The following is a 16,478-nucleotide window of genomic DNA, read 5'->3' on the forward strand; positions in this document are numbered from 1 at the left end:
ACTCAACTAACGCTCCTGCTGGTAGGTGGGGCCTGCGCCGCGGGCACCGCCGGCCTGGCCGCTTCCGGCCTGCCGACCCTGCTGGATGCCCCGGCGGAGATTGGTCAGCCGGCCGCGTACGTCATCGGGCGCACGCGAGACCTGCGGGCCGGTCGGTGTGGACGGCCGCTGCTGCGCGGTGCCCGCCACGAGGTTGGCACGCGGCACGCGGCGGGGCAGACCGGAGGTGGTGACCCCGCCTGCCGCGGGCTGGCGGAGCTGTTCGGCCCGGCGCCAGCGCTCGTCGTTCGGGGTCTCCTGCCACCCGGCGCCGGCCTCGGCGCCACCGGGTTGCCGCTGGGGCGCCGGCTGGGCGGGCCGCTCGGGCCGCTGGGGGGATGCCTGACCGGACGCCCCCGCCGACGGGGGCTCGCCCGGCGAAGCGGTCGCGGGAGCCTGCTGGGCGGCCTGCCGGGCGCTGAACCAGCTCGACTCCATCGACTCGAAGATCGGCGTGCGCTCGTCCGAGCCCGTCGCGGCCGGGCTGCTGCCGGGCAGCTCGTAGGCGGAGGACTCGCGGGGGGCGGAGGCCCCCTGCCGGGGGACGGCGTACTGGCCGGTGTCCTGCGGGCCCTGCTGCCCCTGAGAGGGCTGAGGGGGCTGGGGGACCGGGTACTGACCGGTGTCCTGGGGACCGCCCGGAAGGGCGTACTGGCCGGTGTCCTGCGGGCCCTGGGGCCGGGGGTACTGACCGGTGTCCTGCGGACCGCGCGGGCCGCCCTGCGGCTCCACACGCGGAAGCCGGGCGGTCTCGCCGGGCCCGGCGGGCTGCTGCGGATACGCGCCGGTTCCGCCCGGACGGGCGAACTCCGAGGTGCTCTCCGCCTCTTCGTGACCGCGCGGTGCGTCGGGGGCCTCGTACCTGCCGGCCCCCTGGCCGCCGCGGCCGTCGGCCCAGCTGGGTCGCCGCTCCCCCGCTCCGGCGGGCAGCGCTCCCGTGGAGGCTCCGTCACGCCGCTGCGGCGGCTGCTGGCCGGCGCGAGGCTCGGGGCGCGCGCCGGAGCCGAAGGCGCCGGCGGGGGCGCCCTCCCCGGAGCGGACGGGCTGTCCGGGGCGGGGCGGCTGTCCGGGGCCGGGACGGCCGGGGGCGCCGAAGCCCCCGCCCGCGGGACCACCTGCGGGGCCTCCTGCCGCAGGGCCGCCCGTCGCGGGGCCGCCGGGGAGCGCGGCGCGCGAGGAGGGGCCGCCCTGGACCTGGTTGCGGGTGGGCAGCGCACCGAGCCGGCTGGTACCGGCCGGCGCACCGCCGCCCTGCGGCTCGCGCCGGAGCGTGGCGGACGGGCCGGAGCCCTGGCCGCCGTCGCCGGAGGGCTTCTTCTGCTGGCCGTTCTGCTGGCCGCCGCGCTGGGTGACGTCGACCGGGAGCATGACCAGCGCGGTCGTACCGCCGGAGTCGGAGGGGCGCAGCTGGATGCGGATGCCGTGCCGCAGGGACAGGCGGCCGACCACGAACAGGCCCATGCGGCGGGAGACCGAGACGTCGACCGTCGGGGGGTTGGCGAGTCGCTCGTTGATCGCCGCGAGGTCCTCGGGCGACAGCCCGATGCCGGTGTCGTGGATCTCGACCAGCACCCGGCCGTCCGGCAGCGCGTGGCCGGTGACCTTGACCTTGGTCTGCGGCGAGGAGAACGAGGTGGCGTTCTCCAGCAGCTCGGCCAGCAGGTGCACCAGGTCGTTGACGACCCGGCCCGCGACCTCGGCGGTGGGTACGGCGCTCAGCTCGATGCGCTCGTACTGCTCCACCTCGGACGCGGCGGCACGCAGCACGTCCACCAGCGGCACCGGGCGGGTCCAGCGGCGGCCGGGCTCCTCGCCCGCGAGGACCAGCAGGTTCTCGCCGTTGCGGCGCATACGGGTCGCCAGGTGGTCCAGCTTGAACAGGGAGGAGAGCTGGTCCGGGTCGGCCTCGCGGGACTCCAGTTCGGAGATGAGCGAGAGCTGTCGCTGGATCAGGCCCTGGCTGCGGCGCGAGAGGTTGGTGAACATCGCGTTGACGTTCCCCCGCAGCAGCGCCTGCTCGGCGGCGAGCCGGACGGCCTCGCTGTGCACGTCGTCGAACGCCGCGGCCACCCGGCCGATCTCGTCGCGGCTGTGGACGCCGACGGACTCCACGGAGGTGTCGACGTCCTGCGGGTCGGCCTCGGAGAGCTGCTTGACCAGCTCGGGCAGACGGCGGTGGGCCACGTCCTGCGCGGTGTCCTGCAGCCGGCGCAGCGAGCGGATCATGGAGCGGGCCACGACGAACGCGCCGACCAGCGAGATGCCGAGCACGAGCAGCACCAGGACACCGTTGAAGAGGGCCGACTGCTGGGCCTCGGCCCGCAGCGTACGGGCCTGCTCGTCCATCTGAGTGAGCAGCGAGGCCTCGATCTTCCGCATCTGCTCGATCTTGACCTGGTCCTGGTCGAACCAGTCCAGGTAGGAGCGGTTCTCGCGCGAGATGCCCTTGGGGTCCTTCACCACGCGCTCGGCGTACTCGTCGGCCGAGGTGATGTTGACGATGCCCTCGTCGAGCGGCTTGGTGAGCTCGGCCGCCTCGTTGTTGCCGTAGATGTCGTCGAAGCGCTTACGGGCCGCGCTCTCGCTCTCCCAGGCCGTCCTGATGTACAGGTGGTCGTTGTCCGAGAGCTTGGGGCCGTCCTCGCGGGCCAGGCCGGCGCTGATGATCGCCCGCTGCATGGAGGCGTACTCCTTGGCGGAGGAGAACGCCGCCAGCGCACGGGTGCTCTGGATCATCTCCGGGTTGCTGGTGGCCTGCGCCATGTCCTGGGACAGGCTCAGCAGCGACTCGATCAGCTGGTTGTAGTCGTTGACCGTCTGCGAGATGTTGTCCGGGTTGTCGTACGCCCGCTCCCGGATGGTCTTGAGCCGGTTCAGCTGCCGGGTGATGTCCGTGATCGTGGCGCGGACACCGGAGAGGAGTCCGGCGTCGGCCTCCTCGAGCCCGGGGGTGGCGTCGAAGAACGCCGCCTTGACCTGGTCGGTCTCCTCGCGGGGGCCGACGACCGCGTCGTCCTTGGGGTTGCCGGTACCGGTCAGGGGGCCGGCCGAGCGGTCCCGCTCCTCCTGGAGCGCCGTCGCCAGTTCGGTGGCGCGCTCGGTCATCTCCGTGAGGAGCTTCATGTTGTCGAGCTGGTCGACCTCGGCGAGCGAGTTGTTGATGCTCAGCGCGCCCAGCGAGGTGGCCGTGACGACCGGAAGGGCCAGCAGCGAGACCAGACGGGTACTGATGCGCCAGTTGCGCAGGGCAAGGCGGGAGCCCGTGGCACTGGGCTCCTTGGGCTTCGGGGCGCCCTCGGTCTCGCCGTCCGGTCGCGCCTTCGCGCGCTTGCCCTTGTCGGCGTCGAGGGCCTGCTCCCGGCCACTGCTCTCCTGGGCGCGCTGTGGTGAGGAGCCGCGGTCGGTCGCACCGCGCAGCTCCGGGTCCCCCACAGCGCTGCCATCCCTCTTGAAACGTCCCTGCACTAGCGTCGCAACCTCTGGACCAGGCGTCCCCCCGCGAACGGCGGAACGGTATCGAGTCGGGAAGGTCCGAGGACCCCCTGACGGTCGTGAGTGACCGGCGCGCCCCCAAGTCTCCGCCGCGCGGCGCTCCTCTGCGCCCCCTTGCGCGCCGGGTCGTCTCCTGCGGCGGTCCGTGGAATTCCAGCACAGTGCCGGATCTCCAACAAGGTCCGTGGATAAGGCTGTGACATGCGTGACGCTACGCAGACACTCCGTGGCGGAGGGTGTAGCCGCATACGGCACATCACGGACTTTTGGCAGCTGACGCCACAGGTGAGCCGCTACAGTGCCCACTGCCCCGGTAGCGACACCAGAGGGTGCATCATCCACTTTGATGGGCGTATGTCCGTTTGGATGACCGATTCAGACGGTCCGTTATGCGCCTTTTGCCCGTCGTTTCGTGAGTAAAATCACAGGCGGATCGTTATAGGAGTCATCCCTGGAGGGGAAAGAGGCCCCTTACGCTCAGCTTTACACAAGGTACGTAAACGACAAGAAGGCGAACGAGGCAGACCCGGTGAAGACGACGATGATCACGCGCAGTGTTGCCAATCCGCAGCGCACCACCCTGGCCCACCTCAAGGACGCCGACGAGCTGACGGCCGTCCGGGCCGAGCGCGCGGAGAGCGCCGGAGAGCTTCCGGCCCAGACCGCCAACCCGCGCCGGACCGTCCTGATGGACGCCCCCGTCGGCTGACCGACTCCGCGAGACGGACCTCGCCGGCCCCCGTACACCCGAGGTGTACGGGGGCCGGTCCATACGGATTCGCCCCAGGGCCGGTTCGCACGGTCCCGGCGGCAGGGCCCTTCCCCGGCCCTGCCGCTCCCCGGCCGGCCCTGCCCGGTTTCAGCCCTGCCAGCTGTGGGGGGCCCGGAAACCGGAGGTGCGCTCCAGCCGGCGCCAGGGCGCGGTGCTGCGGCGCGGGCGGGAGGCGGCGTGGCCGGACCGGTGGGCGGCGGCGCGGGCCAGGAGCAGGGCGGTGACCGCGGCGAGTTCCTCCTCGCTGGCGTGGCCCTTCTCCACACGGACCACGTCGGCGACGGCTGTGGCTGCGGTGGTGGCGGCGGAAGTGTTCACGGGGCTGGTCCTCACAGGTGTCACTGGGGCGGGTTGCCGTGCTTGCGTGCGGGCAGGTCGGCGTGCTTGGTGCGGAGCATGGCCAGGGCGCCGATGAGGACGGAGCGCGTCTCGGCGGGGTCGATGACGTCGTCGACCAGGCCGCGCTCCGCGGCGTAGTAGGGGTGCATCAGCTCGGACTTGTACTCCTTGACCAGCTCCGCCCGGGTGGCCTCGGGGTTGTCGGAGGCGGCGATCTGCCGCCGGAAGATCACGCCCGCCGCGCCCTCGGCGCCCATCACCGCGATCTCGTTGGTCGGCCAGGCGTAGGTCAGGTCGGCGCCGATGGACTGGGAGTCCATGACGATGTACGCGCCGCCGTAGGCCTTGCGCAGCACCAGCGAGATCCGCGGCACGGTGGCGTTGCAGTACGCGTACAGCAGCTTCGCTCCGTGCCGGATGATCCCGCCGTGCTCCTGGTCCACCCCGGGCAGGAAGCCGGGCACGTCCAGCAGGGTGAGGATGGGGATGTTGAACGCGTCGCACATCTGCACGAAGCGGGCGGCCTTCTCGGAGGCGTGGATGTCCAGCACGCCGGCGAGCTGCTGGGGCTGGTTGGCGACGATCCCCACCACCTGGCCGTCCATCCGGGCCAGCGCGCAGATGATGTTGGTGGCCCAGCGCTCGTGGACCTCCAGCATCTCGCCGTCGTCGACGATCTCCTCGATCACCGCGCGCATGTCGTAGGGGCGGTTGCCATCGGCCGGCACCAGGTCGTACAGCGCCTCGCCGCGCCGGTCGGCCGGATCGGCGCACTCGGTGCGCGGCGGGTTCTCCCGGTTGTTGGACGGCAGCAGGGAGAGCAGGTAGCGGACCTCCTCCAGGCAGGTGGTCTCGTCGTCGTAGGCGAAGTGCGCCACGCCGGAGGTCGCGGCGTGGACGTCGGCGCCGCCCAGCCCGTTCTGGCTCACCTGCGCGCCGGTGACCGCCTGGACGACGTCGGGGCCGGTGATGAACATCTGCGAGGTGTCGCGGACCATGAACACGAAGTCGGTCAGCGCCGGGGAGTAGGCCGCCCCGCCCGCGCACGGGCCCAGCATCACCGAGATCTGCGGGATGACGCCGGACGCCTTGGTGTTGCGCTGGAAGATCCCGCCGTATCCGGCCAGGGCCACCACGCCCTCCTGGATGCGCGCGCCGGCCCCGTCGTTGAGGGAGACCAGCGGCGCACCGGCCGCGATGGCCATGTCCATGATCTTGTGGATCTTGGCCGCGTGGGCCTCGCCCAGCGCCCCGCCGAAGATCCGGAAGTCGTGGGCGTAGACGAAGACGGTACGGCCCTCGACCGTCCCCCAGCCGGTGATCACCCCGTCGGTGTACGGCTTCCTGTCCTCCAGGCCGAAGCCGGTGGCGCGGTGCCGCCGCAGCGGCTCCACCTCCTGGAACGTCCCCTCGTCCAGCAGCAGTTCGATCCGCTCGCGCGCGGTCAGCTTGCCCTTGGCGTGCTGGGCCTCGGTGGCCCGCTCGCTCGGACCGCGCCGAACCTGCTCACGGATGGCGTGCAACTCCGCCACACGGCCACGGGCGTCACTCGCCGCGAGCGGCGTCTGGGACAGATCGGTCATGTTCAGACCCTACGAAACCGTCGCACTGTTCGCCGTCGTCGGATTCGTACAGTCTCAGCCCGCGATTCATGGCCACGCTGGACAGAACCACGCCTCTGGCACCGCTACACCAGGGAGGATCCCCAGTTTCCCCGGGCGCGGACTGTGGGATTCCCACAGTCCGCGCCGAAGAGGCGTTCAGGCCTGGGTGGGCGTGTCGTGACGGCCGGTCAGCCCTGGGGCTCGACGCCGGCGCGCAGCAGACCGTAGGTGTAGGCGTCGACGAGGGCCTGCCAGGAGGCGGCGATGACGTTGTCGGCCACTCCGACGGTGGACCACTCGTCCCCGCCGTCCCCGGTGGACACCAGCACGCGTGTGGTGGACTCCGTGCCGTGGGTGCCCGCCAGGATGCGGACCTTGTAGTCCACCAGCTCCATCTGGGCGAGCTCGGGGTAGATCCGCTCCAGCGCCAGCCGAAGGGCCCGGTCCAGGGCGTTGACGGGGCCGTTCCCCTCGGCGGTGGAGACGATACGCTCGCCCTTGGCCCACAGCTTCACGGTCGCCTCGTTGGCGTGGGAGCCGTCGGGGCGGTTCTCCACGATGGCGCGCCAGGACTCGGTGGAGAAGAAGCTCCGGGGGCGCTCCTGCGCCCCGCCCCGCAGCAGCTCCTCCCGCAGCAGCAGCTCGAAGGACGCGTCGGCGGCCTCGTAGCTGTAACCGCGCAGTTCGCGCTCCTTGACGCGCTCCACGATCCGGCCGACCAGCTCGCGGTCGCCGCTCAGGTCGATCCCCAGCTCCTGGCCCTTGAGCTCGATGGAGGCCCGGCCGGCCATGTCGGAGACCAGCATCCGCAGGCGGTTGCCGACCAGCTCGGGGTCGATGTGCTGGTAGAGGTCGGGGTCCACCTTGATGGCGGAGGCGTGCAGTCCGGCCTTGTGGGCGAACGCGGAGACGCCCACGTACGGCTGGTGGGTGGAGGGCGTCAGGTTGACGACCTCGGCGATGGCGTGGGAGATCCGCGTCATCTCGCGCAGCGCGCCCTCGGGCAGGACCTCCATGCCGTACTTGAGCTGGAGGGCCGCGACCACCGAGAAGAGGTTGGCGTTGCCCACGCGCTCGCCGTAGCCGTTGGCGGTGCACTGCACATGGGTGGCGCCGGCGTCCACGGCGGCCAGGGTGTTGGCCACCGCGCAGCCGGTGTCGTCCTGGGCGTGAATGCCCAGGCGTGCGCCGGTGTCGGCGCGCACCGTCCGCACCACGGCCTGGATCTGGGCGGGGAGCATGCCGCCGTTGGTGTCGCACAGCACGACCACGTCGGCGCCGGCCTCGTACGCGGTGCGTACGACACGCTTGGCGTACTCGGGATCGGCCTGGTACCCGTCGAAGAAGTGCTCACAGTCGACGAAGACCCGCCGGCCCTGCTCCCGCAGGTGCTCCACCGTGTCGCGGACCATCGCCAGGTTCTCCTCCAGCGTGGTGCGCAGCGCCAGCTCGACATGGCGGTCGTGCGCCTTGGCGACGATGGTGACCACCGGTGCCTGCGATTCGACCAGCGCCCGCACCTGGGGGTCGTCGGCGGCCGCGACGCCCGCCCTGCGGGTGGCGCCGAACGCGACGAGCCGGGCGTGGCGGAAGTCGATCTCCTCACGGGCTCGCCGGAAGAACTCGGTGTCCCGGGGGTTGGCACCGGGCCAGCCGCCCTCGATGAAGCCGACACCGAAGTCGTCCAGGTGACGGGCGATGGTCAGCTTGTCCGCGACGGAGAGGTTGATCCCCTCGCGCTGCGCCCCGTCGCGGAGCGTGGTGTCGAAGACGTGGAACGCGTCGCCGGGGGACGCGTCCCCCGGCTGCCGGGAGGCCGCGGCGTCGGTCATGCTGGTCTGGCTCCTGTCGATGGATGTAGGTCCGGAATACTTGGCCCTACTTGTCCCCATCATCCCTCACGCCCTCGTTCCGGCCCGGTGGTGCCGGAAAACGAAAAAACCCCTCGCGGGTGCGAGAGGTCTGCGCGCGGGTCTGGGACACGGTGTCCGCCACCGCACCGGGTGTGTGCGTAGGCGGTCACTGCGGACCGGCGCGCCTGCTGCCGATAATCATGGCGAGGTGAGGCACGGGCACAGTCTGGCACGGATCCGCTCCGCGGATCGGGCGGTCTCACAATGTGGTCGCCGCGGTCCGCGGAGGCGGACGGCGGGGCGGGAGGGCCGGGACGCTCCCGGTCCTCCCGCCACCGCCGGGCCGGGCTCAGGCCAGCTTGTGCATCCAGCCGTGCGTGTCCTGCGCGCGGCCGGTCTGGACCGCCAGCAGCGCCTCGCGCAGCTCCATCGTGATCTCGCCCGGCTCTCCGTCGCCCACCGTCCAGTTCCCGGCGGCGGACTTCACCGTGCCGACCGGGGTGATGACGGCCGCGGTGCCGCAGGCGAAGACCTCGGTGATCGAGCCGTCGGCGTTGCCCTCGCGCCAGTCGTCGACGGAGATGCGGGCCTCCTCGGTGCGGTAGCCCAGGTCGGAGGCGATCGTCAGCAGGGAGTCGCGGGTGATGCCCGGCAGCAGGGTGCCGGTCAGCCTGGGCGTGACGATGGTGGCGTCCTTGCCCGACCCCTTCACGAAGTACAGGTTCATGCCGCCCATCTCCTCGATCCAGCGGCGCTCGCCGGCGTCCAGCCAGACCACCTGGTCGCAGCCGTGCTCGGCGGCCTCGGCCTGGGCGACGAGGGAGGCCGCGTAGTTGCCGCCGGTCTTGGCCTCGCCCGTGCCGCCGGGGGCGGCGCGCACGTACTCCTGCGACAGCCAGACCGAGACGGGCTTGACGCCGCGCGGGAAGTAGGCACCCGCGGGCGAGGCGATCACCATGAACAGGTACTCGTTCGCGGGCTTGACGCCGAGTCCGACCTCCGCGGCGAACATGAAGGGGCGCAGGTACAGCGACTGCTCACCCTTGCCGGGCACCCAGGCCCTGTCCTGCTGCACCAGCAGGTCGCACGCCTCGACGAAGGTCTCCACCGGCAGCTCCGGCATCGCCAGCCGGCGCGCGGAGCGCTGGAAGCGCCGGGCGTTGGCGTCCGGGCGGAAGACGGCGACCGAGCCGTCGGGCTGACGGTACGCCTTGAGCCCCTCGAAGATCGTCTGGGCGTAGTGCAGCGTCATGTTCGCCGGGTCCATCTGGAACGGGGCGTACGGCTGGAGCTGCGCGTCGTGCCAGCCCCGGCCCTCGGTCCAACGGATGGTGACCATGTGGTCGGTGAAGTGCCGGCCGAAACCGGGGTCGGCGAGCACCGCCTCGCGCTCCGCGGCGGGCAGCAGCTGCGCGGAGGGCTTGAGGTCGAATTCGATACGGGGCGTCGTCATGGTGAGCGCGTCCTTCACTGGGTGTCGTGGTGGACCGCGCTCCCGTCGCCCCGGTCGGTACTAGGACGTCCGAGCTTCCCTGCGTACAGCGGCCCCGTGTCCGATTATCGGGGGCAGCAGACCGCATGGGGTCACGGGTGGGCGGTCCTGGTGGTAGATGTTCGCACCCAACCGCCGAGTAGCCCAGCGGCCGGGCGCCTGCGGCCCGGCCGGACGGAGCGTACGGCCGGGCGTCAGCCGGCTACTCGCGCCGCGAGGGCGTCGCCGATCTCGTCGGTGGTGCGGGGCGCGGAGCGCTCCGTGAGGTCGGCCGAGACAGCCTCCTCGATGCGGGCCGCCTCGGGGTCGAGGCCCAGGTGCCGCAGCATCAGCGCGACGGAGAGGATCGTCGCGGTGGGGTCGGCCTTGCCGGTGCCGGCGATGTCGGGCGCGGAGCCGTGGACCGGCTCGAACATCGACGGGAAGGCGCCGGTGGGGTTGATGTTCCCGGAGGCGGCCAGTCCGATGCCGCCGGTGACGGCGGCGGCGAGGTCGGTGAGGATGTCACCGAAGAGGTTGTCGGTGACGATCACGTCGAAGCGCTCGGGCTGGGTGACGAAGAAGATCGTCGCGGCGTCCACGTGCAGGTAGTCGGTGGTGACCTCGGGGTACTCCTCGCCGACCCGGTCGAAGATGTTCTTCCACAGGTGGCCGGCGTGCACCAGGACGTTGTTCTTGTGGACCAGCGTGAGCTTCCTGCGCGGCCGGGCCTTGGCCCGCTCGTAGGCGTCCCGGACCACGCGCTCCACACCGTAGGCGGTGTTCACGCTGACCTCGGTGGCCACCTCGGCCGGGGTGCCGGTGCGCAGGGAGCCGCCGTTGCCGGTGTACGGGCCCTCGGTGCCCTCCCGGACGACGACGAAGTCGATGTCGGGGCGGCCCGCGAGCGGGGTCGCGGTGTTCGGGAAGAGCCTGGAGGGGCGCAGGTTGACGTAGTGGTCGAAGGCGAAGCGCAGCTTGAGCAGCAGCCCGCGCTCCAGCACTCCGGAGGGGACCGAGGGGTCGCCGATCGCGCCGAGCAGGATGGCGTCGTGGCCCTTGAGCCGCTCCAGCTCCGCGTCCGGGAGGGTCTCTCCCGTGGCGTGCCAGCGCTTCGCGCCGAGGTCGTACTCCCGTGTCCGCAGCTTCGCGTCCTGCGGAAGGACCGCGGACAGGACCTTCAGGCCCTGGGCCACGACTTCCCGGCCGATGCCGTCACCGGGGATCACTGCGAGGTCGATGCTGCGAGACATGGGAGGGACCATACCGCTCGTCCCAGGGGATGACACGCGCTGTCCGCGATGCGGACCGGGTGCTCCAGCGCCGCACGAGCGCCGCTGCGGCGCCGTACGAGCCGTCGCCGGGACTCTCGGCCCGGCGGCGGCTCGTACGGCGGCACCTGCGGCGGTACGGCCCGAACGGGTGGCGGGGCCGGCCTCAGTGGCCGGTGGCGCCGCCGTTGTCCCGGCGGTCCAGCGCCCGCTGGAGGGCCGCGGCCGCGTTGCGGCGATCGGCGTTGTCGTGGTGGTCGCGGGCGATGTGGCGGGGGCGGCGGTGTGCGGTCGCGTCCATGGCGAACTCCCTGAGGGGACGGAAGAACCGGAGGGTGGAGACAGGAGGGATTCCCGAGCGCGCCGTAAGGGCGGGGGCGGCCGGTGCGGCAGGGGTCACCTGCGACGGGCACGGCACCTCATCCGCCATTCGCTGATGGAGCGAGACGTTCGGCTTCTACCAAAGTAAGGGCTGAAAGCTGTAATGTCCCGCCGATTAGTTGGCCTTCCTACTATCTGAGACGGACCCTTCTCCGACCTGCGGTTTTGTCACCGTGACGCCGCACACCTCACTCGTTCGGACGAGGACTGGTCCATTGCGGGCGCGCGCCGGCGGAAGATCTCCAACGTCACTGGCGTCACTGGCGTCGCGCCGGTACCGCCGTACGCGCTGTACCGCGACGAAGAGCCCGCCCATACTTCAAGGAGGAGGTGCTACGCCATGACCGCTCTCACGCACGAGGCGCCCGAGGTCACCGAGGTCGACGAGACCGAGGAGGACCCCGGGTCCCACGACGGCCCGCAGGTCCCGCCCCGGGCCGGCCTGGACGAGGCCCTGTGGCAGGCGTGGAAAACCTTGGAACTCCCCGAGGGCTTTCACGCCGAGATCGTCGAGGGGTCCATCGAGGTGTCTCCCACCGGCCGCCACTGCCACGGTCAGATCGTCAACCGCCTGCGCCGCGCCCTCGAGAGGTTCCTCGACGACGGCGACCACGTGGCCTATCAGGACATGAACGTCATCCACGAGCTGACGGTCTGTGTCCCCGACCTGTTCGTCGCCCCCGAGGACGACACCGAGCACGTCACCGAGGACGGGCTGGGGCTGAAGGCGTCCTGTGTGGAGATGGTCGTCGAGGTGGTCTCCCCCGGGCACCGCGCGATCGAGCGCGACCGGGTCCACAAGCGCCGCGCGTACGCCCGCGCGGGGGTGCCGGTGTACGTCCTGATCGACGACCACGACGGCCACGGCACCGTCACCGTGCTGACCTCCCCCTCCCCCGGCGAGGCCGTCTACGCCACCGAGACCCGCGTCCCGTACGGGACGGAGGTGGCGATCCCCGACGGCGCGGCGAAGGGCTTCGTGATCGGGGAGGCGATCACCGGCCCGCGCCGCGGCGCCTGACACAGCCTGCCCCCGCCGGCCCCGCGCACGCGACGGCGCCCCCGCCCGGATCCGTCCGGGCGGGGGCGCCGTTCATGGCCGCTTCACGGGCCGGTCGGGGAGGTCAGCCCATGTGGGGGTAGCGGTAGTCGGTCGGCGGGATCAGGTTCTCCTTGATGGAGCGGGTGGACGTCCAGCGCATCAGGTTCTGCTTGGAGCCCGCCTTGTCGTTGGTGCCCGACGCCCGGCCGCCGCCGAAGGGCTGCTGGCCGACGACGGCGCCGGTGGGCTTGTCGTTGATGTAGAAGTTGCCGGCGGCGTAGCGCAGCTTCTCGCAGGCGTGCGCGGCGGCGGCGCGGTCCTGGGCGATGACGCAGCCGGTCAGACCGTACGGGGCGACCGACTCCATCTGCTCCAGCACCGCCTCGTACTCCGCGTCCTCGTAGACGTGGACGGCCAGGATCGGGCCGAAGTACTCCTGCCGGAAGACCTCGCTCGCCGGATCGGCGCAGGCGATCACGGTCGGGCGGACGAAGTAGCCCACACTGTCGTCGCAGCTCCCGCCGGCGACGATCTCACAGGACGGGTCGGACTCGGCGCGCTCGATGGCGGCCTTGTTCTTGGCGAAGGCCCGCTCGTCGATGACGGCGCCCATGAAGTTCGACAGGTCGGTGACGTCGCCCATGGTCAGGCCCTCGACCTCGGCCGCGAACTCCTCCTTGAAGCCGCTCTCCCAGATGGAGCGCGGCACGTAGGCGCGCGAGGCGGCCGAGCACTTCTGGCCCTGGTACTCGAAGGCGCCGCGGGTCAGCGCGGTCCTCAGCACCGCCGGGTCGGCCGAGGGGTGGGCGACGACGAAGTCCTTGCCACCGGTCTCACCGACCAGGCGCGGGTAGGTCCGGTAGTTCTCGATGTTGTTCCCGACCGTCTTCCACAGGTACTGGAAGGTCTTCGTCGAGCCGGTGAAGTGGATGCCGGCGAGGTCGGGGTGGGTCAGCGCCACCTCCGAGACCTCCTTGCCGTCGCCGGTCAGCAGGTTGATGACGCCGTCCGGCAGTCCCGCCTCCTCCAGCAGGCGCATCAGCAGCACGGCGGCGTGGGTCTGGGTCGGGGACGGCTTCCAGATCACCGTGTTGCCCATCAGCGCCGGCGCGGTGGGGAGGTTGCCCGCGATGGCGGTGAAGTTGAAGGGCGTGATCGCGTAGACGAAGCCCTCCAGCGGGCGGTGGTCCATGCGGTTCCACACGCCCGGGGAGTTGGCGACCGGCTGCTCGGCGAGGATCTGGCGGGCGTAGTGGACGTTGAAGCGCCAGAAGTCGATCAGTTCGCAGGGGGTGTCGATCTCCGCCTGCTGCGCCGTCTTGGACTGGCCGAGCATGGTGGAGGCGGCCATCGTCTCGCGCCAGGGGCCGGCCAGCAGTTCGGCGGCCCGCAGGAAGACCGCGGCGCGGTCGTCGAAGGAGAGCGAGCGCCACATCGGGGCGGCGGCCAGCGCCGCGTCGACGGCCTCCTGCGCGTCCTGCCGGGTGGCGTGCGCGGCGGTGCCCAGCACCGCCTTGTGGTTGTGGGGCTGTACGACGTCGAAGCGTTCGCCGCCGCCGAGGCGCCGCTTCCCGCCGATGGTCATCGTCAGGTCGATCGGGTTCTCGGCCAGCTCCTTGAGCCTGGTTTCGAGACGGGCGCGCTCCGGCGTGCCGGGTGCGTAGGTGTGCACCGGCTCGTTCACCGGCGTGGGGACCTGGGTCACAGCGTCCATGAGCCGTGTCTCCTTCGAGGGGTCGGATCTGTCGTCGTACGTCACGGGGCCGTGCGCGGCCGCGGCCCGCCCGGCCTCAGCCTCTGGTGGCCAGCGAGCGCAGGAAGAACGCCAGGTTGGCGGGGCGCTCGGCCAGGCGCCGCATGAAGTACCCGTACCAGTCGGTGCCGTACGGGACGTACACGCGCATCCGGTGGCCGGCGGCGGCCAGCCGGTCCTGCTCGGCGGTGCGAATGCCGTACAGCATCTGGAACTCGTACTCGTCCGGCTTGCGGCCGGCGCGGCGGGCCAGCTCCCGGGCGATGGCCACCATCCGCGGGTCGTGGGAGCCGATCATGGGGTAGCCCTCGCCCGCCATCAGGATCCGCAGGCAGCGCACGTACGCCCGGTCCACCTCGCGCTTGTCCTGGAGGGCGACGGAGGCGGGCTCCTTGTAGGCGCCCTTGACCAGGCGGACGCGGGAGCCCTCGCCCGCCAGGGCGCGGCAGTCGTCCTCGGTGCGGTACAGGTAGGACTGGAGCACCGCGCCGGTGGCGGGGAAGCGCTCGCGCAGCTTCGCCAGGATGGCCAGCGTGGAGTCGACCGTGGTGTGGTCCTCCATGTCCAGGGTGACGGTGGTGCCCGCCTCGGCGGCTGCCTCCACGACCCGCAGGACGCCCTCGTAGGCGATGTCGTCGCCTCCCGGAAGGGCCTGCCCGAAGGCGGAGAGCTTCACCGACATCTCGGCCCGCACCCCCAGGCCGGCCTCCCGCAGCGCCTCGGCCAGGGCCAGGTAGGCGTCGCGGGCCCGCAGGGCCTCGGTGCGGTCGGTGACGTCCTCGCCCAGGTGGTCGAGGGTGACCTCCAGACCCCGGCCGATGAGGGAGCCGACGGTCTCCATGGCCTGGTCGAGGCGCTCTCCGGCGACGAAGCGGTCCACCACGGGGCGGGTGACCGGTGCGGCCGAGACGACGCGGCGGATGCTGTCGCTGCGCGCGGCCGCGAGGAGCACGGGACCCAGCACGGGGCACCTCCACGGGTGGTTCTCCGACGGTGTTCGAGCGGCTTGTGAGCCACCGTCGAAACTAAGGATCGCTCCGTCTTCCCGCCATCGACAGCTGTCACGCTTCCGTGGCCCGGATCTCAGACATCTGTATGACAATGGTGGTGTCCGCGGGGGTGCTGCGGGCGGTGTGCGAAAGGCGGCGCGAGGCGGTGCGCGAGGACTACCAGGTGCTGATCGACGAGGTGACCGCCCTCCTCGGCACTCCCGCGACGCTGGAGAACCGCGACTTCGGGCTGATCGCCTTCGGAGCCCATGAGGGGGAGGGCGACGAGGAGGACGGGGAGGACGGCGCCCTCCTGATGGACCCGGTGCGCACCCGCTCGATCCTGCGGCGTCGCTCCACCGCACGGGTGCGGGCGTGGTTCGAGAGTTTCGGCATCACCCGGGCGGTGGAGCCCGTACGGATTCCACCGGATCCGTCGGCCGGGGTGCTGCGGGGCCGGATCTGCGTGCCGGTGCGGCACGCCGGGGTGGTGCTGGGCTACATCTGGCTGCTGGACGACGGTGCGCTGGAGCTGTCCGACCCCCGGCTGGCGGACGTGCGGGCCGTCGCGCGCCGCATCGGGGTGCTGCTGGCCGACGAGTCCCGGGCGGGTGCGCGCCGGGGCGAGCTGCTGTGCGCCCTGCTCACCGCGGCGCCGGGGCACCGGGCGGCCGTGGAGCTCGCGGAGGCGGAACTGGCCGGGGAGCTGGGTCCGGTGGCGGCGGGGCCGCTGGCGGTGGTGGCCGTGGTGCCGTGGGAGGAGGGTGCGGAGGGCCGGTCGGCGGCGGCGCCCGGGATCCCCGGCGCGGTCGCGGTGTGCGCGGTGCCGGGGACGGAGGGGTTGGCCGTGCTGGTGCGGCTGCGCACCCCCGGAGCCCTCGATCCGGCCCGCACAGCCGCCGAACGGCTGCTGCGCTCGCCGCGTGCCGGGGCCGCGGCGGGGATCGGCGAGCCCTGCACGGGGCTGGGCCCGGTGCCCGGTGCCTGGTGGCAGGCGCTGGCCGCGGCGCGGGCGGCGCGGGCGGAGAGCAGGTTCGGGCCGGTGGCGCGGTGGGACCGGATCGGGCCGTACCGGCTGCTGGCCCCGCTCACCCGCCCCTCCGGCTCGCCGGCGGCCGGTGTGCCGGATCCGTCGGTGCGGGCGCTGCTGGAGCCGGGCCACCGGGAGATGGCCCGCACCGCCGAGGCGTTCCTGGACTGCGCGGGCCAGGCGGGCCGTACCGCGGCGCTGCTGGGCGTCCACCGGCAGACGCTGTACTACCGGCTGTCGCGGGTGGAGCAGCTCACCGGCCTCGACCTGGACGACGGCGAGGACAGGCTGCTGCTGCACATGGCGCTGAAGACGGCGCGGCTGCTGAGGGGCTGAGGGGCGCCTCCGCGGAAGACGCCCGCCGCGGGCCGGGCGGCTCGGTTCGGCGGAACGCCGCGGCCCCGGCACGGATGTCCGCGCCGGGGCCGTGGCGGTCTCCGGA

12 protein-coding genes are annotated in these 16,478 nt (G+C 72.2%); 3 read left to right on the forward strand and 9 right to left on the reverse strand.

Annotation, left to right across the window (positions count from 1 at the left end; all coding sequences use genetic code 11):
* Positions 1–6: 6 nt before the first annotated feature.
* Positions 7–3,504: a nitrate- and nitrite sensing domain-containing protein gene (locus ACW69E_RS22780; protein ID WP_457500142.1), complete on the reverse strand. Its 3,498-nt coding sequence runs from the start codon at positions 3,502–3,504 to the stop codon at positions 7–9.
* A 556-nt stretch (positions 3,505–4,060) separates the two neighbouring features.
* On the opposite strand from ACW69E_RS22780, the gene ACW69E_RS22785 reads away from it, so the two are divergent.
* Complete coding sequence (locus tag ACW69E_RS22785) at positions 4,061–4,240, forward strand: hypothetical protein (RefSeq protein WP_457500143.1); 180 nt, start codon at positions 4,061–4,063, stop codon at positions 4,238–4,240.
* A gap of 150 nt (positions 4,241–4,390) precedes the next feature.
* Here ACW69E_RS22785 and ACW69E_RS22790 read toward each other — a convergent pair whose 3' ends face one another.
* From ACW69E_RS22790 to ACW69E_RS22815, 6 genes are all read right to left on the reverse strand, one after another.
* Positions 4,391–4,621 (reverse strand): acyl-CoA carboxylase epsilon subunit, encoded by a 231-nt coding sequence (locus tag ACW69E_RS22790; protein ID WP_457500144.1) that lies wholly within the window; start codon positions 4,619–4,621, stop codon positions 4,391–4,393.
* 20 nt (positions 4,622–4,641) lie between these two features.
* Positions 4,642–6,225, reverse strand: a complete 1,584-nt coding sequence (locus tag ACW69E_RS22795; RefSeq protein ID WP_457500145.1) for an acyl-CoA carboxylase subunit beta — start codon at positions 6,223–6,225, stop codon at positions 4,642–4,644.
* A 209-nt stretch (positions 6,226–6,434) separates the two neighbouring features.
* A complete protein-coding gene (gene cimA, locus ACW69E_RS22800) occupies positions 6,435–8,078 on the reverse strand; it encodes a citramalate synthase (RefSeq protein ID WP_457500146.1) in 1,644 nt (547 codons plus the stop codon).
* 370 nt (positions 8,079–8,448) lie between these two features.
* On the reverse strand, positions 8,449–9,552 hold the full coding sequence (locus tag ACW69E_RS22805; RefSeq protein ID WP_457500147.1) for a branched-chain amino acid aminotransferase: 1,104 nt from the start codon (positions 9,550–9,552) through the stop codon (positions 8,449–8,451).
* Between the two features lie 233 nt (positions 9,553–9,785).
* Positions 9,786–10,823: a 3-isopropylmalate dehydrogenase gene (locus ACW69E_RS22810; protein WP_457500148.1), complete on the reverse strand. Its 1,038-nt coding sequence runs from the start codon at positions 10,821–10,823 to the stop codon at positions 9,786–9,788.
* Positions 10,824–11,007: 184 nt separating this feature from the next.
* Positions 11,008–11,142 (reverse strand): hypothetical protein, encoded by a 135-nt coding sequence (locus tag ACW69E_RS22815; RefSeq protein ID WP_457500149.1) that lies wholly within the window; start codon positions 11,140–11,142, stop codon positions 11,008–11,010.
* 420 nt (positions 11,143–11,562) lie between these two features.
* Between ACW69E_RS22815 and ACW69E_RS22820 the strand changes: the two genes are divergently transcribed.
* Positions 11,563–12,243, forward strand: coding sequence for a Uma2 family endonuclease (locus ACW69E_RS22820; protein ID WP_457500150.1), 681 nt, complete (start codon positions 11,563–11,565; stop codon positions 12,241–12,243).
* Positions 12,244–12,346: 103 nt separating this feature from the next.
* Here ACW69E_RS22820 and pruA read toward each other — a convergent pair whose 3' ends face one another.
* Positions 12,347–13,978, reverse strand: coding sequence for an L-glutamate gamma-semialdehyde dehydrogenase (gene pruA / locus ACW69E_RS22825; RefSeq protein WP_457500151.1), 1,632 nt, complete (start codon positions 13,976–13,978; stop codon positions 12,347–12,349).
* 76 nt (positions 13,979–14,054) lie between these two features.
* A complete protein-coding gene (locus tag ACW69E_RS22830; protein WP_457500152.1) occupies positions 14,055–14,981 on the reverse strand; it encodes a proline dehydrogenase family protein in 927 nt (308 codons plus the stop codon).
* A gap of 191 nt (positions 14,982–15,172) precedes the next feature.
* On the opposite strand from ACW69E_RS22830, the gene ACW69E_RS22835 reads away from it, so the two are divergent.
* Positions 15,173–16,372 carry a PucR family transcriptional regulator gene (locus ACW69E_RS22835; protein ID WP_457500207.1) on the forward strand — a complete coding sequence of 400 codons (1,200 nt, stop codon included), beginning with the start codon at positions 15,173–15,175 and terminating at the stop codon, positions 16,370–16,372.
* Positions 16,373–16,478: the final 106 nt, after the last annotated feature.

This window comes from Streptomyces sp. SS8, from assembly GCF_054072955.1.